Source organism: Thermodesulfomicrobium thermophilum DSM 16697 (assembly GCF_059568695.1).
On the sequence record NZ_JCANTW010000011.1, the window covers coordinates 296103 to 316121 of the forward strand.

A 20019-nucleotide genomic window follows, 5' to 3' on the forward strand; every position below is an offset into this window, starting at 1 on the left:
CATGAACACCGCACGACGGAAACGGTAATGGAGCAACCGTCTCTCGTGTGAGAGAGCTCCAGGAGCACATCATGCCAACTTACCCAACTGCTTCTTTGATCTCAACGCTCGTGCTGGCGGCCATTGTACTTGTTTCCTGTTCGGGAAACGTCCCCGCAAGCCTGGGCGTTTCTGACGCAAAACTGGCACCCTGCCCAGCATCACCGAACTGCGTGTCCAGTGATGCGCAGGACCATGAACATCGGATTACCCCACTGTACACCATCGGTCCCCCCGAGGACGCCTGGATGGCCGCCAGAAATTGGGTGGCAAATCTCCCGCGTACCCGCATTGTGACGGAAAGAGCGGATTATCTGCACGCCGAGTGCCGAAGTGCGCTGTTCGGTTTTGTGGACGATCTTGAGCTCAATCTGCGGCCTTCGGAAAGGATCATTGCGGTGCGCTCCGCCGCCCGTTTGGGGTATTCAGACTTCGGCGTCAACCGTCGTCGGGTTGAAGCGCTGCGGGCCGCCCTCATCCGCCAAGGAGTGGGGAAATAACCTGCCCCTCTCTGCGCCGCTGTAAAGCGAGGCAAAAGCCCTCCCTGATGATTGACACCCCCAAAGCCTTGCCGCTATGGGCCTTTCCCTCACGGGGCGTAGCGCAGTTTGGTAGCGCATCGGTTTTGGGAACCGAGGGCCGCTGGTTCGAGTCCAGTCGCCCCGACCACGACAAAACGGGCCATGGAAAACTCCAGGCCCTTTTTTCGGTCCTTGATCGGCCTCTCCGGCACCAACCCGTCTTCCAACACTTTGTCCCGCCCCTTGCCACAGCCCAGCCGCCACACTAGTGGCCTGGCATGCGCCGTCTTCTTTCCCTCCTTTTCTGCCTCCTGCTCATACCTGCCGCAGCCCAGGCGCTCACACTGCGCATCAGCGGAGCGCCCGCCGAGGTGGAGACAGCCTTCCGTCAGGAGAGCCAATTCCTCGACCCGGATCTCTCCCAGGACGTCCCTGGCCTGCAGCAGGAACTCCGCCTCCAGCGCGATACCACCACCTTGGAAGAGATTCTCCAGAGTTTCGGCTACTTCCAGGCCAAGATAGCAAACACCCTCAACGCCACCGACGTCTCCTTCACGGTCACTGCCGGCCCTCGCTTCACCTTTGCCCAGCCCTCCCTGGAGGCCCCAGAGCTCCCTGCAGAACTTCACGCCCAATTGACCGAGCGCCTCGGGCCCGTATCTGCGCCCCATCCCTATTTCGCCGGCACCGTCCTCGATACCGAGGCCGCCCTGCTCGCGCTCCTTCGCCAAAACGGATACCCACGCCCCACGGCCAAACGCCGCGTGGTCGCCCACCACGCCACGCGTACCGTCACCGTGGCCTGGAAGCTCGACCCCGGCGCCCCGCGCGTCTTCGGAAACGCCACCGTGGACATCCCCCCGGCCCTCGATCCCGCCTACGTCGAACGCCGCCTCAAGTGGCAGGTCGGCACCCCCTATGACGTGCGCGCGGTGGACGCCACCCGCATCCGGTTGCTGCGCACCGGGCTCTTTTCCGCACTCCAGGTGGAAGAAGACGATACCACTCCAGGAGAGGCGCTGCCCATGCGCATCCGCGGGCAACTGGCCCCGCCGCGCACGGTCCGCGCCGGGCTCTGGTACTTCACCGACGGCGGCCCCGGCGTGGAAGGCGGGTGGGAGCACCGCAATTTTTTGGGCGCAGGCGAGCGTTTCACCACGGACCTCACCCTGTCCCAAGACCGCTCCCAATGGGAAACCCAGCTCGTCTTTCCGGATGCAGTCGGCGTAGACCGACGTTTGGTGCTCTCCGGCAAGGCCCTGGATGAAACCACCAAGGCCTACCGCACCCGAAGCATCACCGTGGGGGGGCTGCTCAACATGGACCTGGACAGCCGCCTGGGGGTGGAAGGAGGGCTCCGCTATCGCTTGAGCCGCGTGGACGGCACCACCCGCGAGACCCACAATCTCCTTTCCACGCCCATGCAGGTGAGTTTTTCCAACGTCACGGACCTTCTGGACCCCCGCCAGGGTGTACGCCTCACCTTTCAAGTGGAGCCCTTCACCTCCCTTCAGGACGCAAGCCGATCTTTCCTCCTGACCTCGGTATCGGGGCGCGCGTACCTTCCCTTGGGGCCGCGCCTGACCCTGGCGCTGCGCGGCCGCAGCGCCGCCATCACCGGCGTGGGCAGAGACCGCGTGCCCCAAGATGTCCGCCTCTACGCCGGCGGGCCGCAGTCCATTCGGGGTTTTGCCTACCAAAGCGCCGGGCCCTTGGACGCCGACGACGCCCCCGAAGGCGGACTCACGGCGGTAGACGGGTCTGCGGAACTGCGCTGGTGGGTCACCGACACCTGGGGGATCGCCGCCTTTGTGGACGGCGGCGGCGCCTTTGCCCAGCACACCCCCAATCGCCTGGGCGACCTCTTTTGGGGGGCAGGGCTTGGTCTGCGCTACGCAACTCCCATCGGCCCGCTGCTCCTGGATGCCGCCGTGCCTGTGGCGGGAAGACGCGACAGCGACGCCCCATTCCAAATCTATATCAGCTTCGGACAGGCCTTTTGATGACCCGCCGCCACCTCGCCATCACGAGCAGCATCATTCTTGCCGTCCTCGGCCTTGCGGCCTTCAGCCTGACCACGCAGCCAGGCCGAGATCTCCTTGCCCACGGCATCTCGTGGCTTGTGAGCTCCCCCGAACAGCACGTGACCCTCTCGGGGCTCGACATCGACCGCCGAGGGAGCATCTTTGCCGAGCACGTTCAAGTGGAAGACGCCCGCGGAGTCTGGATCCGCGCACGCCACATCGCCATCGCCCCCAAGTGGCGCCACGTGCTCGCCGGCGATTTCGCGCTGCAGACCATCCGTGCAGCACACGTGCAGCTGGCGCGCCTGCCGCAGGCGTCTTCTTCCCCAAGTGCGCCGCCAGACCTCGAAATCCCCCCAGTGACGGTGGAAGCCATAACCCTCGAAGAATTGCGGCTGGAGGCCCCAGTCGCGGGAAGCCCGCTACGGGCCGCCATCCAGGCCAGCGTGCGCTGGCAAGCCCCCCTGTGGCGGGCAGAACTCTTGGTCCAGGATTTGGAGGGCGACGGAATACTCACCGCCCAAGGCCATGGAAACGCGCAAGAGGCCATGCTCCAAGCGCGCTTGACCGAAGAGCGCGGCGCACTCCACCGCCTGCTCACCAACGCTACCGGCCCCATAACGATGCAGCTCACCGCAAGCGGTCCTCTGCACGCCTGGCGCGGCCAGATCACGCTCCACCTCGCCGACCTCGCCGCAGCCAACGCCGACTTTCAGATGGAAGGCGACCGCCGACTGCACGTCCATGCGGAAATGCATGCCGGAGAAGCGCTGCCCGACTGGACCCGAGAGCCGCTGCGAGCAGAAGCCACCCTCGTCTGGGATGCTCGCGGGATCAAAGTCCCGCACCTCACCCTCGCGCACCCTGTGGTCACCGTCACCGCCCAAGGACGGATGGACGGCAGCCGCGGCGCGTGGAACGCCACCGTGAACGCAACGCAAGACGAATTCACGGCCGCCTGGAGCGGCAGCCTGCACCACGACGCCCAGGGCGCCTCGTGCGCTGGACAGGCGCACGTACAGTGGACGCAAGGACGCGATCCCATCTTCGCCGAAGCGGGCGGCGACATCCATGTGACCTGGGACGGGCCGTGGGAGACCCGCTGGGACGTGACCGCCACCCTGGCATCCTCCGGGCCGTGGCGCGGGCACTTGGAACTCGCCGGCCCGGCCCTCGCGCCTCAAGGGACGCTCCGCCTGCGCCTCGTGGAGCGTCCGCCCCTTCCCCTCGTGCTCACCCGCCTCTTGGGCGCGGCCCCTGCGGTATCCGCACAGTGGGCTGTGGCCGAAGGCACGCTCCATCTGCGTAAGCTGCACCTGGAAGCGCCGCTCAGCGCCCAGGGGGAAATGCAGGTGGCGGCCCATGGCATCACCACGCATGTGGATATGCGCCTTGCCCCTCAGGCGCTCGACCTGACCCCGCAAGGAGGCCAGGCACGCCTGGAAGGCACGTGGCCCCACGACATCACCGCCGCATTCCACCTGCCGCGCGTCGACCTGGCCCCGACGGGCGCAGCGCCGGGGCTTGGCGACCTTCGCGGCCGGGTGCGCTGGCAGCAGCCCCGGATCACCCTGGAGGCCACGGCTACGGCACACGGGATCCCTCTCAAGGCCGCCGTGCAGGGGGCGTATACATCCACGGCGCTGCGTGTCGACACGGGACGCCTGGAAGCCGGCCCCAACCAGTTGACCTGCTCCGGGACCTGGGATCCCCAGACCGCACGTCTTACGGGCCAAGCCCAGCTCCACGCCCCGGACCTTGGCTCCGTAAGCCGTTGGCTCGGGGCCAGTCTGCAGGGAAGCCTCAGCGCAGATACCACAGTACGCACCCAAAAAGATACGCGCCGCATCACTGCGCACGGCCACGGCCAGGTGGACGGCGCAGGCTGGACAAGCGGCGCCATGGAATTTTCCGGCGAGCTCCAAGACTCCCGTCTCGAGGCCCGGCTTTCCCTCAAGGGCCCGCAGATCGGAACCATATCCCTGGACTCCACGCTCCTCACCCTCGCCGGCCCCCTGGACGAGCTGACGGCAGAGCTCCGCGCCCAGGCCAACACCAACACGGTGCGCGCCACCGTGCGCACGCATCAGGGGTTTCCCCCCAAAAGAATCGAAGTCAGTACGCTTTCCGGCCGGATTCTCGGGCTCGCCCTCTCCCAGACAACCGCGCTGCGCCTCACACTGGGAAAAGAGGAGATCTCCTGGAGTCCCTGGCAGCTCCAACTAGGCTCCACTCGATTCACCGCCCAGGGCCGTGTGGGGCAGACGCTGGACGCCCGCGTGGGCATCCACGGAAGCCTCGCCCCCATCCCCGGCCTTGCCGGTCTCGTGAACCAGCGCCTTGCCGGAGAGGTCAACGCCACGGCCACGCTGTCCGGCCCATCCAGCGATCCCCGCGTGCATGTGCAGGCGGTGGCCCAAGCGGTGCGCTACGAACACCTCCAATGGGGCATCCTCTTCCAGCACGGTCGCGGCCGCGTGGAAACCACCGCTGACGGCATGGTCTTGGCGCTCCAAGGCCAAGACGCCCACAACGGCACGGCCCGCTTCACCGGCAGGTGGAACCTGAAAGATACCGCCCGCATCCAAGGGCAGCTCGCGGCCTTTACCCTCATGGACACCGATACCGCCCAAGTGGCGGCCTCAGGCGCCATCGAGCTTCTCTGGCAGAAGGCGGGCCGCATCACCGCCGACCTAGAGATCCCCAAGGCCCATATCCGCCTGCCGCGCAACCTGACGACCATCCCACGGCTGGATGTGGAAGAAGTCCCCCCTGCGGCAGCAGCATCGCAAGCGTCCGCGGCCGCTCCCCTTGCCTTGGACGTGCAGCTGCGCACCACCGCGCCAGCCACAGTCCAGGGGCATGGTCTCGCCAGTGCCTGGGACGCGCGGCTCCACGTGACCGGAAATACCGCGCACCCGGCCCTGGATGGAGCCTTGCGCCTCCGCCAGGGGACCTGGCAATTTCTGGGCCGGCGCTTCGACCTCACCCAAGGCCGCATCCATTTCCCCGAGCCTGACCGGCCCTTCGTGGACCTCACCGCCCGCGCCACCGCCCCGGGCATCGAGACTACGGCCCGTATCCTCGGGCCGGTGGACGCCTTGCATCTGGACCTTACCTCCACCCCGACGCTCCCCACGGAAGAGATCCTGGCGCGCACGCTTTTTGGCCGCGCCCTGCGGCAAATCTCTCCCTTCCAGGCCCTGCGCCTGGCCCAAACCGCGGCGAGCCTCAGCAACCCCAACGGGGCGGGAGGCTCACTTGCCGCGCTCGAAGCACTGGAGGCCAAGATCCGCAGCACGGGCCTCGACGTGGGTACCGACGCCCAAGACAATCCCACCATCGGCATCGAGCGCGAGATCGGCGACTACCACATCCGGGCGGAGCGCAGCCTGGGCGGCGGAGACAGCACCTCGGTGGAGGTACAAATCACCCCCAACCTTGGGGTGCGCACGGAAATAGGCGACGACTCCCGCCAAGGAGCCGGGGTACAGTGGAGCATGGACTACTAACCCCGCGGATTACTTCCTGGTGAGCTTGCGCACCTCGGTTGCAGCAATCTCCTCGATCATACTTGGTCCCTGGGGCAGGCGTTCCACGGCGTAAATCCCCACCGGCCGTTCCTTGCCCTTGACCGCCACCCGTTCCAGCCCCCGTATGCGCACCGGGCCCAAGGCCTCGGCCAACAGGGCGTCACGAATACGCTCCAGGGTATTGTCCGTGATGAGCAAAGGGACCTCGTAGATACGGGTCAGCCCCTCCACCCGGGAGCCGAGGTTCACCTCGTCGCCGATGACAGTATAGTCCATTTTCTTGCCTTCCGCGCCGATGTTGCCCACGACCACGGCCCCGGAATTGATGCCGATGCCGCACGTGAGCACCGGCTTTCCCGCGGCCTGCCAGGCAACGGAAAGTTCGGCCAGACGGTCGAGCATGCCCAGACCGCAGGCAACGGCGCGCAGGGCGTGGTCCGGCTGGTCCACCGGCGCCCCCCAGAAGGCGAGGATGGCATCGCCGATGAACTTGTCCAACGTGCCATCATGCTGGAAGACCACCTCGGTCATGGCGCCGAGGTACTCATTGAGAATGGCCACCACCTCTTCCGGGGGATGGTGCTCCGAAAACGAGGTAAAACCTTTGACGTCGGCAAAGAGCACCGTGATCTCGCGACGGGAACCGCCAAGGCGGGCGGCCTCCGGATTGCGCACCAATTCCTCCACCAACTTTTCCGTGACGTACGAGGCGAACATGCGCCGAATCTGTCGGGCGTGGCGCTCTTCCACCGCATAGGCGTAGGCCGTGGTCACCCCTGCTGTGGCCAGGGTCGTGGCCACGGGCATGGCTGCGGGAAGCCACCAGCTCCAGCGCACAAAAGCCAAATACCCGCCTCCGACGACACCGAGCGCCCCCAGCAAAACCACCACGGCGGACACCGACGCCGGGAGCCACGCCAAAACCAGCACGGACACCACGCCTATGGCCGCCGTGACCGCAGGCTCCACCCACGAGGGCGCATCGCGCAACAGTCGCCCCTCGAGCAGGGCGGCAAGGACCGAGGCATGTTTTTCGATCCCCGGCATGGCCGGCGAGGTGGGGGTCACCCGTAGGTCGTACACCCCCACCGCCGTAGCTCCCACCAAGGCAATGCTCCCCGCAAGATTCACCTTGCCGTCGAGCACGTCCGCCACGCTGACCCGACGAAATGTCCCCTCTGGCCCGTAATAGGGAATACGCATACGGCCCCACGAATCCAGCGGGACGAAGCGATCCCCCAAAACCAAGCCTTGGCCGGCGACGTACTGGATCCTCCCCTCGGGAAGGCCCCAATACACGGCTGCGGCCCGCACCGCCACCGACGGCTGGAAATATCCCTCATGGGCCACGACGGCCAGCTCGTGGCGCAGCACGCCGTCGGCATCAGGCAGCATATTGATATGCCCCAGGGCCATGGCCTGATCCACCAGTTCCGGCCGTGGCACCAACGCGCCTCGCGCCTGGATGGGAGGATAGCGGCGCAGATGCTCCAGGTTGCTGACCCGAAGGGGACTCATTTGTGCCACCACGGAAGTGTCCTGATCGGGATGGTCGGCCTCGAAATCGAAGGCCAGGGGGAGGATGGCATTGCCAGAACGCTCCAAGGCCGCAGCCAGTTCGGCATCTCCTTGGGCGGCTTCGCTCCAAATGATATCGTACACCACAAGCTCCGCGCCGGCGCGAGTCAGGGCGTCCACCACCCGGGCCATAGTAGACCTGGACCACGGCCAGCGGCCCAGACGTTGGATACTCTTTTCGTCAATGGCCACGATGACCACCGACGGTGGGGCAGAGATCGGTCCGCGCCACCGCAAGCGATAGTCGCCCAACCATTCGTCGAGATTTTCCACGACCTGCGGCCGCCACACGGCAAGCAGCACCCCCAAGGCCACGACCCCCAAGCCGATGATCACCCGCCGCCACCGTCCCATATGCGCCTCCATGCTCTATGCATCCCCCTGATCCATGCCGAAGAAGCGCACAAAAAAAAAGGCCCCACCGCCTTTTGACGTTGGAGTCCTGCGCCGATACAGACACGCCTGCCGCCCTGCCCCCGGGAAACGCGGCCAGCGCGGCGCGCGCTCAAAAACAAAGCGGGTCACAGCCAACGCTGCAACCCGCGAGAAAAACCTGGTGCGCAATGCAGGAATCGAACCTGCGACCTTTAGCTCCGGAGGCTAACGCTCTATCCAACTGAGCTAATTGCGCACGGGAGAAGCCCTCTAAGAAGGAGACCGTACTCTTGTCAAGCACATTGATGATCCGACGCATTCTTCTGGCCATCACCGGCGCCAGCGCCATGCCCTATGCCCAGGCCCTCGCCGAAGTACTCGGAGCCCACCCCCAGGTGGAGCTCCATGGCATCATCTCCCCTGGAGGCCAGCTGGTGCTCCAGCACGAAGGCCCGCCCCAGGAAGCGATCACCCGACACTTTGCCGCCGTCCACGAAGCGCATGATCTCGCCGCGCCGCCATCGAGCGGCTCCTGGATGCATCACGGCATGATCATCTGCCCGTGTTCCATGGCCACCCTCGGGGCTCTTGCTTCAGGCGCGGGCCGCAACCTGGTGCACCGGGCCGCGGACGTCACCCTCAAGGAACGCCGCCCCCTCATCCTGGTTCCCCGGGAAACGCCGCTTGCGGAAATCCATCTGCGCAACCTCCTGCGCCTTGGCCGCATGGGAGCGGTCATCATGCCTCCCTGCCCTGGATTTTACCACCACCCCCGCACCATCGAGGATCTCACCCGCACCTTTGCAGGACGGGTCCTGGACCAACTGGGCCTGCCCCATGATCTCGCGCCTCGCTGGGGCGAACCCGAACTTGCCCCGCAGGAGGCTTCCTGCTAGCCCGCCTTCCCATGGACGAACTCGCTGCAACCATTCAGCATCTGGCCATCATGGCCGTGCCGTTTCTCGTGGGCATCACCTGCCATGAAGTGGCCCACGGATGGGTCTCGTACCTTCTGGGGGATCCCACGCCCAGGCTGGCCGGCCGCCTCACGGCCAACCCCTTGCGCCACCTCGACCCCCTGGGGACCCTCGCCCTTGTACTCACCCAGGCCATCGGCTGGGCCAAGCCGGTGCCCGTGGACCCACGCTACTACGCCTCCCCGCGCCGGGACATGGTGCTCGTGGCCCTGGCTGGCCCTGCGGCTAATCTCGTCGTGGCGTTTGCTTTCGCACTCCTGTTTTGGGGGCTCGAAAGCCTGCCCGTCGATTGGAGCACCCCCCAGGCGGCCTTTTGGGGCCGCCCCCTGGCCGGCATCGCCCTCGCCGGGGTCTCCATCAACGTCGCCTTAGCGGTCTTCAACCTCCTGCCGATCCCACCTCTCGACGGCAGCAAGGTCGTCGCCTGGCTCTTACCGCCCCACCTGGCAACCCAGTACCTTCGTTGGGAGCGCTTCGGCTTCATCGCCATCCTCATCCTCGCCATGACCGGAGCCCTCTCGTTCGTCATCCGTCCTGCCCTGCGCCTGGCGCAGGCACTTTTGTTGGCATAAGGAAAACACCGCATGAAAACCGTACTCACCGGCATCACCACCACAGGCACACCCCATTTGGGCAACTACGTGGGCGCCATCCGCCCTGCCATCGCGGAAAGCCGCGACCCCGATACCCGCTCCTTTCTCTTCCTGGCGGACCTCCACGCCCTCATCAAATGCCACGATCCCCAACAGGTGCATCAGTCCACCCTCGAGGTGGCTGCCACCTGGCTTGCCTTGGGCCTTGACCCAGATGTGATCACCTTCTACCGCCAATCCGACATCCCGGAAATCCCCCAGCTCACCTGGATTCTCACCTGCATGACCGCCAAAGGGCTCATGAACCGGGCCCACGCCTACAAGGCCGCGGTCCAGGCCAATGAAGAAGAGCGCTGCGCCGATCCCGACGCCGGCATCACCATGGGGCTCTACTGCTATCCCATTCTCATGGCTGCAGATATCCTCATGTTCAACGCACACGTCGTCCCGGTGGGCAAGGATCAGGTGCAACATTTGGAAATGACACGGGACATCGCCCAGCGCTTCAATCACCACTATGGCGAGCACTTCGTACTCCCGGAAGCGCGCGTGGATGAATCGGTGGCCGTGCTGGTGGGCCTCGATGGCCGCAAAATGAGCAAAAGCTACAACAATTACATCCCGCTTTTCGTCCCGCAAAAGACCCTGCGCAAGATGATCATGCGCATGGTGACCAATTCTCAGGGCCCGGACGAGCCCAAAGATCCCAATTGTCCCATCTTTGAAATGTACCGGGCATTCGCCACCCCAGAACAGACCGAAGACATGCGGCGCCGCTTCACCGAAGGCATCGCCTGGGGAACCGTCAAGCAGGAACTCTTCGAACTCATCGATGCAGAACTCGCGGAGCCGCGCCGACGCTACGAGGAGTTGATGCGGCATCCTGAGCATATTGAAGCAATCCTTCAAAAAGGCGCGGCAAAGGCGCGGGAAGTCAGCGCCCCGTTTCTTGCGCGCATCAAACGCGCCGTGGGCATCGCCGCTTTGGGATAGTCGCAGGCTTGTGCTGGCCTTTCGTCCAAAAAGCTGCTACGGGATGGACACATCAAGGAGGGTGATTCAATGAACCTTGCCGAACACCTGGAACTGGACGACGTGGAAGAACGCCCCCGGCGGGTAATCCTCACGGTGGCGCGGCCAGACGCCCCGCTTGAAGAAGATTTCGCCAAACTGGCGCAGCGTCTTGCCCCAGAGCGGCTTTCCGATTCCGAAGTGGAAGCCATCTTGAGCGCATCTGCCCCGCAGATGGAAGCCTCCCTGCAAGAGGAGGCGCCTTCACCCGAAGAACGCCTCGTCCCCCAACCAGAGACGGGATTTCCTTGGAGTAAAGCAGCGCTTTTTGCATCCCTGACCTTCATCGTGCTCCTGGCCGCCGCGTACATGCACCTCCACACCGGGGTGCAACGCCTGACGGATGAGCTCCACGACCTGGCGGCCATCAAAGGACACGTAACCCGCCTGGACACCAAGATGGGCATCCTGGAAACCAAGGTGGCGGATCTGGAAACCCTGCCCACCAAGACCAGGGCGGCCTTGCTCTCTTCCATCCTGCAGGAAATGGCGCAAAAGACCCAGTACATGTCCGAGCAGATGTTCACCCCGGACCAGCAGGACAAGCTGCTGCGGGCCAAAGAGCTCGTCCAGCAGGTGCAAACGGAACTCGGCGCCACCCACTAACCGGATTTCCCGAAAGTTTTCCCTGACGTGCGCCTCTTTGGGGGCGCACGCTGTTTTTGAGGTCCTATGCAATCGATTCAATGGTTCCCTGGACACATGCACCGCACCCGTCGACAACTGGCGGAGCTGCTGCCCAAGACCGACGTGGTCATCGAAATACTCGACGCCCGCTTACCCGCGGCGAGCCGCAATCCCCTGCTCCACCAGCTTCGCGGCGCCAAGCCCTGCGTGGTCGTGCTCAATAAAAGCGACTTGGCAGACCCCGGCGTGACCCGGGCATGGGTGCGCCATTGGCGAGACCACGACCTCGACGTCCTTCCCCTCGTGGCCTCAGACCCCAAAGCCAGCCGCGGCGTCCTGCAGGCCGCCCGTACCCTTACGCCGCCGCGCAACTTCCGCCTGCGGCCCCTCGTGCTCCTCATCGCCGGCATCCCCAATGTGGGCAAATCGACGCTCCTCAACACCCTGGCCGGCCGCAAGGTCTCTTTGGCCGCGGACAAAGCCGCCATCACCCGCGCTCCCAAACGCATCCATTTGGACGAGGAAACCACCCTCTACGACACCCCCGGGGTACTTTGGCCCAAATTGGAAGACCAGCACGACGCCCTGCTTTTGGCCGCCTCAGGCGCCATCCGCGAAACCGCTCTCGACTTATGGACCGTGGCTGTCGGCGCAGTGGCGCTTCTGCAACAATACTACCCGGAACGCCTCAAGACCCGCTATGGGATTACCGGCGATGGCACACCGGAGGAATTTCTTTGGAACGTCGGAAAACGACGGGGCTGCCTGCGCGCCGGGGGTGTAGTGGATGAAGAAAAGGCCGCCCAAGTGCTCTTAGGCGACCTTCGCAGCGGAAAACTTGGACGGATCAGTTTTCAAAAACCGCCTGCCTAGCCTTTTCGGCGGATGAGATCGCTTAAGCGATACGAATCGAGGGTTTGCATCAAGACATTGGACGCCTCGATCCACACAAATTGGGTGACGCATTCTCCGGCCAAGGTGCATTCGCCGCACAAGCGCTCGCCGTCCGAGCAACTGGAAATGAGGAGGCGCTCTTCCAGAGCGCGCACCACATCCCCCACGGTGATCTCGTCGGCGGATTTGGCCAGCCGATGCCCACCGAACGGTCCGCGCTTACTTTGAATAAGACCACTCTGCCGCAGGCCGGTTACAAGTTTTTCCAAATATTTCTGAGAAATATTTTGCCGCGCGGCAATATCGGACGTACTTACCCACCCTGCGTCCTGGTGTAAGGCAATGTCGAGAAGCAGCCGGGTGCCGTAGCGACTCCGAGTGGTCAAACGCATGCGCCCATCTCCATTCATGATGCCGGTGCCGGCTGCACACGGGGCTGCCGGGGAAGAAACACCCGAAATTCCGTTCCCTCGCCCAAAGCGGACTGCACTTCAATGCGGCCGCCATGCTGTTGGACAACGTCATTGGCGATATACAGCCCAAGACCGGTTCCCCGGCTCCCTTTGGAAGAAAAAAACAAAGAAAACATTTTTTCTTGGGTCTGGCGATCCATACCGGTCCCATTGTCCCGCACGGCAAAGCAAACTTCGTGCGCCGTGGCCGACACGGCGAACACGACCTCATGGTGGGGCTTGGCTTCGTCATCGATGCAGGCGTCCACCGCGTTTTCGAGGATATTGACCAGCCCGGAGGAAATGACCTCCGGGTCCAAAGATACCTGTCCCAAATCCTGGGAAAAATCCCTCTGAAAGGCGACACCGTGTTTTTCCGCTTTGGGCTCTACAAAATTCGCGACACTTTCTGCAAAGGAGCGAACATCGATGTGTTGGATGTTCAATTCTCGCTCCTTGGAGTAATAGAGCATTTCCAAGACGGAGTTGCGGATACGCGCCACCATGAGTTTAACCAGCTCCACACCACTGCGGATACGGTCCATATCTCCGGTCTCGATCCCCTTTTCCAGACGGTACATCCCGCCATCAAGAGCGGTGAGCATGCCGCGCACCCCATGGGAAATAGAGCCGATGAAAAGGCCCAAAGAGGTCAGACGGCTTTGCAGTTCCCGAATCTGGGAAATATCCGTGGAAAGCTCCATGACTTCCACGATATTCCCATTTTCATCCCGAATGGGCGCGGTCATGGTGAGTACGATGCGCTGCTGGCCGCTACGCGTCGTCACTACTTCTTCCGTTTGATGCATCAACCCGTCGGCAAAGGTCGCTTCTACCGGACAATTGGGGCAGGGATGGGTGCGGTGTTTGTAAATTTCGTAGCAGTGCTCTCCAAGACAATCACCGAAATCCTCTTTGAAATGCCGATTGGCACGAACGATACGCCAATCCTTGTTCTGCACCGAAATATAACACGGCACCTCATCAAAAAGTTGGCGGCACATCTGCTGACTCATGCGTAAGATTTTGTTCTTCTCCCGCACGATATCGCATTGCTCTTGCAGGTCCAGAATATCCAAAGCGCGTTTCACCGCGATGGACAGCGCCCGTTCCCCCACAGGTTTGACCAAAATATCGGAGGCGCCGGCATCCAAAAGATCCAGCCCCTGCTCGGTTTCTCCCGGCTCCAGCAGGGCGATGACCCGGATCCGGGGAAATTGCTGCAAAATGTCGCGAAGCAAGGCTTCGCCGTCCTGCCGACAATGGCCGAGGATCAGCAACCGAGGCCGCACCTCGTGCAGAGTACGGGCGACTTCCGTGCACCGGCACAAGACCGGCCGGAAGCCATGCTCCGCCAGCACCCGGGCGAGCACCTGCCCGTGCTCCACGTCCACGGTGGCAACGACAATGGATTCACTCGCAACAATCATAACCGCATCCCACAAAAAGGAAGCCCCCACCCCAAGCGGCGGGGGCTTCGAAGTGCGTTACTCGCCGAGCGTTTCCTTGACGACCTTGAGGAGCTCCTCGCGGTCGAAAGGTTTGGTGAACGAGGCAACCGCCTTGGGGATGGCGTACTTGTTGCCGGCAAGCCCACTGATCACGATGACCGGGATGCCGCCGAACTCCTCGTCCTGGCTCAGCTGCCGGTAAAACCGGGGCCCCCACTCCTTGGGCATTTCCAGATCCAAGGTAATGAGGTCCGGACGCTCCGAGCGCACCACATCCATGGCGTCGGCCCCGTCCGTGGCCTTGCACGTGGCGTAGCCGTTGTCCTGGAAGATGTCTTCCAAGTAAGTGACAATGTTGGGATCGTCGTCGATGATCAAAATCTTCTTGGCCATGGTGTTCCCCCTTTATTCGTTGTCCACCACTTTGTCCGGACGGTTGACCGAAACCACCGGACACGATGCCCGCAACAGCACCTGCTCAAGGGTACGTCCCAACGAAGCGTCGGATGTCTCCCGAGAATGGTGCGCCATGACGATGAGATCCGCCTGGCGCTCTCGCGCATACTTCACGATTTCCACATAGGGAATACCTTCCCACACATCCGCATTGATATGGGGATAGCCCTTGGCCTGGAGCAAGTACTTCCGACGAATGCGATCCCGGGCCTCCAGCATGCGGTCGTCGATCTCCTGCTGCGAGATGAGGCCATGCTGGGATTCGATATCGATGGCATGGAACACATGGAGCTTGGCCCCCAGTTCCCGAGCTGTCTTCAGTGCGAACTGGAAGGCGTACTCCGAGGCGCGCGAGAAGTCCGCCCCAAAGACGATATTGGTGAACCCGCCCCAGAACGACGCGGCGGGACGGTTCACCACCAAGACCGGCGCCTTGGATGCCTTGGCCACCCGCTGCAAGGTGGAACCGGCAAAGTGCTTGGGATAGGCTTCGGAATCCCCCTCGCACCCGGAGGTACTCGCGCCCATGACAATGATATCCACGTCTTCCTGACGAGCCTTACGCAGGATTTCCCGGTGCGGGATCCCCACTACGGCCTCGATGGAACACCGGGCGCCGGAGCGCAGCTGGCGGTCATAGGTGTTCTTGAGCTCGTCCTGAACCCACGCGATATAATCGGCGTCCAGTTCCACCTTTTCGCCGGTACGCACGTCCACAACGATGTGGCTGAACCCACGGCTGGGAACACCAAGTACGTGGAAGACGAAAAGCTCTGCGTCATAGCGCACCGCCATGTCGAAGGCGACCCGAGCCGCAGCGTCACAGCAGGGAGATCCAGATGTGGCGAACAAAATCTTCTTGAACATCGGTCAACTCCGTTGGGTTGCGGCGCGCCTCACAGCGCGCCGTGGCTCTTACTCCTCGGGCCGCAAGTGCGGGGGCACTTCCACCATCTTGATGAGCAAGGGCTTGAGGAAAGTCCACTTGATGCCGATCTGGTACTCTTCCTCCAGATCCCGGATGGCATCCCAACAGTTGTGGCATGGAGCCACCACGAGCTTGGCGCCTGTCGCCAGAATCTGTTCCCGCTTCATCTTGAGGGCGATATTCCGTTGCTTGCGGTACCGACCGATACCATTGAAGCCGCCACCGCCGCCACAGCAATAGTTGTGCTCCTTACATGGAGCCATCTCACGGAAGTCTTCGGCGATGTGCTTCATGATGATGCGCGTACACTCACGAAGCCCCGCATTACGCACATAGTTGCACGAATCCTGGACCGTGACCGGCTCTTTGATCTTCTTCGCAGGATCGATCTTGAGCTTTCCGGTTTCCAAGGCTTCGGCCACCCACTCCACGTAATGAATGCATTCCACCGGTGGCTTGCCATCCGGACGTCCCGCCCAATACGGACCTTCAATGACCGTGGCTCGGTAGGCATGCCCGCATTCAGTAGCGACCATGCGTTTGGGGCGCAGCCGCTCCATGGCGCTGTAGATGGTCTCCACCTGCATCTTGCAGGCCTCCCAGTCCCCCGCAAACATGGCAAGGCTCGTCATCTCCCAGCCCACGCTGGGCATAGTCCAGTTCTCCCCGGCGATATGAAAGAGGATGGCAGCCTCCACGATGTCTTCCGGGTAGTGCTTGGCCTCGCGAGCGTTGATCATATACACGATGTCCGCATCTTCTTTGTCGATGGGGATCTCCAAGCACGGCCACTCGTCCTGGGCCTCTTCCACCATCCACTCGCACGTATCCACAAAGTCTTCCACAGTCACGTCCATCTGGGCGCGGAAGAGACGATGCATGCCGGAGCCGATCTTGAGCTCCCACGGCACAAAGCCCTGGGAGTGCAGAAGACCACGCAAGTAGCTGAACATGACGCCCATATCGATGCCGTAGGGGCAATAGGTGCCACAACGGTTGCAGCAGGTGCACTTGGACCAGGCCGTATCCATGCACATGCGCATAAACTCATTGGACACCTTGCCCTTACGGCGGACGATTTCTCCCAGCGTGGATTGAATCTTGTAGGACGGGACCTGGGTGGGATCCTTTTCGTTGACCGTATACAAAAAGCAACTATCCGCACATAGACCGCAATGGGCACAAATTTCCAGCCAAGTCTTGAGACGGGACTTCATGGTCTTCTGGATCGTGGCCCACAAGGCGTCGGAATCCACATCCAGCTGCTCCATTTCCGCATAGTATTGCCGCCCGTTGGTATCCGACAGCAAGGCATCGAGCTCTTCGCGGGTGGATACGGGCTTCTTATTACAAAGTTTTCCTTCGGGCATGGTCCATTCCTCGCTTACCAGTCAAAATTGGTCTTCATTCCACCGCGCTTGATACCAAAGTCCATCCCCAGCTGAATGCGCGTACAGAAGAACAAGGCAATATGCGCCAGCTTGGTAAAAGGAGCCGCAAGCAACACCACATGACCGCAAAGGATGTGCAGGGTGAGCCAGGTCATATAGCTCTCCGTGTGCCGGGCGGCCATGATACCCGAACCCAGCAGGGTCAGCGTAAGCACCAGCAACGCCACATCTTTGAAGTCCGTGAGAATACGCACTTCAGGCAAGGCAAAACGGCGAATGCCAATCCCCACGCCGGCCAAAAAGGCGGCGATGGCGAGAAAGTCCGCCAGACCTTGCGGCAACGTCGGCCAGGACAGACCAAGGCCGTTTCGGATCATCACCACATGGCCCTCCAAGAAGAGGGGCACAATCACCAAACCAATATGGAATACAAAAAACGCGGTGGTGAATACGGGCTTTACCCGCCAGCTATGAGTGCCGAAGGGGATGAGCCATTTATACACCGAACGCCACGCCCCTTTGAGGCCGTAGGGCAACTGTGTGGTATAGGCCACCCGGTCCAGACGCCAGTCCAAGCCGCGGAAGTACAAGACCACCCGCACCCCCAGTCCAATGAAAAACACCGCGAACGAAAACCACAACAGTGGTCCGGTCAACAACGCATACATACGGATCCTCCTTGGACCGACGCCGGCTATTCTTCTTCCTTGTCCGCGAAGCGGTCATCCTCGCGGCTGGTCAGAAAATTCCAGAACACGATGAACCCGACCAAGGCAAGCCCCATTCCCACATAGGCCATGCCTTTGGTCCAGAACATGAAGTCGTGATAGGTCATGAACTCCATCGCGAACCTCCTAGTGGGCATCCCGGAACTGGGGATGCTGGTGCAAGATGGGGAGTTTATTGAGACAAATACGCAACACTGTGATCTCCAAGGTCACGATGAACACGGTAATGAGGAACTCTTCGAGAGAGGGAAAATACCGCGCCTCTGCAGGCAGACGCCAATTGAAGGCAATGATGGACACATTGAGGCGATTCAAAATAATGCCAGCAACAGTCATGATGGATGCGTAGAACGCGACGCGTTCATTCTTCTCCCGGGCCGCCACAGCGTAGAGGATGCAGGGAAGCAAGACAAACCCCAAGACCTCCACCAAGAACCACAGCCCCCATCCTGTGCCGAGATAGCTCCAGTTATTATCCATGGCAACACCGATCCACTTCATGCAGAAGTAGGCAAACAGTACCACAGATGCCGCCTTGGAGAATCCCAAAACCACCGGAGAAAATCCATGGTGATGCTCTTCGTCCATCTTGTGGCCGAGATATTTGTGGGAGAGCGTTCCTTCCAAGATCACCATGGAAAGTCCTGCCGGAATACTCGAGAGGAAGAAGAACAGCGGCAGATAGATGGAGTACCACAAGGGATGCAGCTTGGACGGGGCAATGAGATACAGACCGCCCAAGGAGGACTGATGCAACGTAGAGAGGATGACGCCGAAGATGGTAAGCGCCAAGGTCAACTTGTGCACCAGATGGCGGATCTTGGCCCACCCGAGTACCTCCCACAAGAAAGGAGAGAACTCGATAGCCAGCACCGTCAAATACAGAGCCACACACAAGCCCACTTCAAAGAGAAAAGAGGTGGGTCCAGGGTAAATGGTCAAGGGATAGGGGAGCCGGTAGTAGCGGCCCAGATCGTAGAGCAGGGCGAAAACCACAAAGGCATAGCCCAAGAACGCGGTGGTGATGGCCGGCCGAACCGCGGAATGGTATTTCTTCATGCCAAAGAGATACACCGCCGCCGTCGTGGTATAGCCACCAGCGGCCAAAGCGACGCCGCACAAGAGATCGAAGCCGATCCAAATACCCCACGGATTGTCATCCGATAGATTGGACACCGCTCCAATACCCATGGTGAAACGCTTCACCGTAAGCACGAGACCAATGACCAGGATGATCGCCGTAATGATATTGGCCGGGGTCCAGAATTTTTTGCTTGGTGCTGCAACATGCGCCATAAGGCCCTCCTTACTCCTCACCTTCAGAAGCAGCTTCCGCCTTCTTTCGGGCTTCTTCTGCTTCTTTGAGCGCTTTCTTTACTTCACGGTCAATGGCCGCTTGTTTTTCCCGCTCGGCCTTTTCCAGGGCGGAGGCCAATTTCTTGGCTGCCTCGGCTTCAGCCTCGGCCACGGCCTCGCGCACAGCACGGGCCCGCTCCTCGGCCGCAATCTTTTCCTTGCGCTTGGTGATGGCGTAGGCGCCGGTGAGAAACATAGGCCACAACCCCACCACCGCAGGAACCACGGACAAAGCGCCGGTGGTCAGCTTCGGCGCAGGGGTGATGCCCAAATCCTCACGCATGCCCAGAATTTCAAAGGGCACTCCGGAGACGTACAGCCAGTTGGTGCCGCCCATCTCCTGCTCACCGTAGATATGATTCACATAGAGTTCGGGATGCTTACGGATGCGCTCCCGGGCGATCTGCAAGAGTTCCTCGCGATGACCAAACACCAAAGCGCCTTTAGGACAGGCTTCCACACACCCCGGAAGTTTTCCTTCCAAAATCCGCGGCTGACACATGGTGCATTTGCGCACTCGCGGGGTTATGGGGTCATGATACTCGTACGTGGGAATTTCAAAGGGACAGGCTATCATACAATAGCGGCAGCCCACACAGCGGGATGCATCATAGCTCACCGCGCCTGTTGGCTCCTTCTTGAATGCACCGACAAAGCATGCAGATGCGCACGCCGGCTCTTGACAATGGTTACACTGAATCTTCCGGAATACAGGTTTACCATTGTACTCATATTTATTGACAACGGTGAATGTGTCATGATGCGTGCGCCGGCGCTTCTCCAAAACCGACAAGTCGTCAAAAGGCAACTCTGGTTTCGGTAATTCATTGACGGCATTACACGCTGCCTCGCACTTGCGGCATCCGATACATTTGGTGCTGTCGAAAAGAACGCCATAACTATCGGGATATCCCGTAAAATGATGGTTTCCAGCGGCACCAGCAGTTCCCGCGGCCAAAGAAGCCCCGGCGCCTGCCAGAATACCGATGAATGCTCTCCGTTTCATGGTGATGCAGCTCCTATCG

At 61.6% G+C, this 20019-nt stretch carries 18 protein-coding genes and 2 tRNA genes; 9 read left to right on the plus strand and 11 right to left on the minus strand.

The genetic code is table 11. The features are described from left to right. Positions 1-71 precede the first annotated feature (71 nt). The 4 genes from BR00_RS02690 (at position 72) to BR00_RS02705 (ending at position 6096) form a co-directional block, all read left to right on the plus strand. Positions 72-539: a DUF1499 domain-containing protein gene (locus BR00_RS02690; protein WP_496476080.1), complete on the plus strand. Its 468-nt coding sequence runs from the start codon at positions 72-74 to the stop codon at positions 537-539. Positions 540-631: 92 nt separating this feature from the next. Continuing rightward, positions 632-708, plus strand: a tRNA-Pro gene (locus BR00_RS02695). A gap of 130 nt (positions 709-838) precedes the next feature. Beyond that, the gene (locus BR00_RS02700) at positions 839-2563 is read left to right on the plus strand and encodes an autotransporter assembly complex protein TamA (RefSeq protein WP_496476081.1); all 1725 of its coding nucleotides are present in this window, start codon (positions 839-841) and stop codon (positions 2561-2563) included. After that, positions 2563-6096, plus strand: a complete 3534-nt coding sequence (locus tag BR00_RS02705; protein ID WP_496476082.1) for a translocation/assembly module TamB domain-containing protein — start codon at positions 2563-2565, stop codon at positions 6094-6096. Before BR00_RS02700 ends, BR00_RS02705 begins: the two co-directional genes overlap by 1 nt. Positions 6097-6105: 9 nt before the next feature. On the opposite strand, the gene BR00_RS02710 is transcribed toward BR00_RS02705, so the two are convergent. Then, the gene (locus tag BR00_RS02710) at positions 6106-8049 is read right to left on the minus strand and encodes a CHASE2 domain-containing protein (RefSeq protein WP_496476083.1); all 1944 of its coding nucleotides are present in this window, start codon (positions 8047-8049) and stop codon (positions 6106-6108) included. A 200-nt stretch (positions 8050-8249) separates the two neighbouring features. Then, positions 8250-8326: transfer RNA gene (locus BR00_RS02715), tRNA-Arg, on the minus strand. 34 nt (positions 8327-8360) lie between these two features. Here BR00_RS02715 and BR00_RS02720 point away from each other — a divergent pair. The 5 genes from BR00_RS02720 to ylqF all read left to right on the plus strand — a co-directional run bounded on the left by BR00_RS02720 (position 8361) and on the right by ylqF (position 12211). Continuing rightward, on the plus strand, positions 8361-8966 hold the full coding sequence (locus BR00_RS02720) for a UbiX family flavin prenyltransferase (RefSeq protein ID WP_496476084.1): 606 nt from the start codon (positions 8361-8363) through the stop codon (positions 8964-8966). 11 nt (positions 8967-8977) lie between these two features. Then, a complete protein-coding gene (locus tag BR00_RS02725; RefSeq protein ID WP_496476085.1) occupies positions 8978-9619 on the plus strand; it encodes a site-2 protease family protein in 642 nt (213 codons plus the stop codon). Between the two features lie 12 nt (positions 9620-9631). Next, positions 9632-10633: a tryptophan--tRNA ligase gene (locus BR00_RS02730; protein ID WP_496476086.1), complete on the plus strand. Its 1002-nt coding sequence runs from the start codon at positions 9632-9634 to the stop codon at positions 10631-10633. Between the two features lie 69 nt (positions 10634-10702). Beyond that, on the plus strand, positions 10703-11317 hold the full coding sequence (locus BR00_RS02735; RefSeq protein ID WP_496476087.1) for a hypothetical protein: 615 nt from the start codon (positions 10703-10705) through the stop codon (positions 11315-11317). A 66-nt stretch (positions 11318-11383) separates the two neighbouring features. After that, complete coding sequence (ylqF, locus tag BR00_RS02740) at positions 11384-12211, plus strand: ribosome biogenesis GTPase YlqF (protein ID WP_496476088.1); 828 nt, start codon at positions 11384-11386, stop codon at positions 12209-12211. Here the strand turns inward: ylqF and BR00_RS02745 are convergent. Genes BR00_RS02745 through hmcB form a run of 9 tightly spaced genes read right to left on the minus strand, consistent with a single transcriptional unit; the run spans position 12208 to position 20000 of the window. Next, positions 12208-12624 (minus strand): RrF2 family transcriptional regulator, encoded by a 417-nt coding sequence (locus BR00_RS02745; protein WP_496476089.1) that lies wholly within the window; start codon positions 12622-12624, stop codon positions 12208-12210. The two genes, ylqF and BR00_RS02745, sit on opposite strands and share 4 nt — an antisense overlap. 14 nt (positions 12625-12638) lie before the next feature. After that, entirely contained in the window at positions 12639-14114 is a 1476-nt protein-coding gene (locus BR00_RS02750; RefSeq protein ID WP_496476090.1) for a two-component system sensor histidine kinase NtrB, read from the minus strand. Positions 14115-14171: 57 nt separating this feature from the next. Further along, the gene (divK, locus tag BR00_RS02755) at positions 14172-14528 is read right to left on the minus strand and encodes a DVU0259 family response regulator domain-containing protein (RefSeq protein ID WP_281749961.1); all 357 of its coding nucleotides are present in this window, start codon (positions 14526-14528) and stop codon (positions 14172-14174) included. A 12-nt stretch (positions 14529-14540) separates the two neighbouring features. Continuing rightward, positions 14541-15458 carry a universal stress protein gene (locus BR00_RS02760; RefSeq protein WP_496476091.1) on the minus strand — a complete coding sequence of 306 codons (918 nt, stop codon included), beginning with the start codon at positions 15456-15458 and terminating at the stop codon, positions 14541-14543. A 48-nt stretch (positions 15459-15506) separates the two neighbouring features. Next, positions 15507-16889, minus strand: coding sequence for a sulfate respiration complex iron-sulfur protein HmcF (gene hmcF / locus BR00_RS02765; protein WP_496476092.1), 1383 nt, complete (start codon positions 16887-16889; stop codon positions 15507-15509). A gap of 14 nt (positions 16890-16903) precedes the next feature. After that, a complete protein-coding gene (gene hmcE / locus BR00_RS02770; RefSeq protein ID WP_496476093.1) occupies positions 16904-17578 on the minus strand; it encodes a sulfate respiration complex protein HmcE in 675 nt (224 codons plus the stop codon). A gap of 26 nt (positions 17579-17604) precedes the next feature. Further along, on the minus strand, positions 17605-17754 hold the full coding sequence (gene hmcD / locus BR00_RS02775; RefSeq protein WP_281749957.1) for a sulfate respiration complex protein HmcD: 150 nt from the start codon (positions 17752-17754) through the stop codon (positions 17605-17607). Positions 17755-17764: 10 nt separating this feature from the next. Beyond that, complete coding sequence (gene hmcC / locus BR00_RS02780; protein WP_496476094.1) at positions 17765-18934, minus strand: sulfate respiration complex protein HmcC; 1170 nt, start codon at positions 18932-18934, stop codon at positions 17765-17767. Positions 18935-18944: 10 nt separating this feature from the next. Then, a complete protein-coding gene (hmcB, locus tag BR00_RS02785; protein WP_496476095.1) occupies positions 18945-20000 on the minus strand; it encodes a sulfate respiration complex iron-sulfur protein HmcB in 1056 nt (351 codons plus the stop codon). Between the last annotated feature and the right edge of the window lie 19 nt (positions 20001-20019).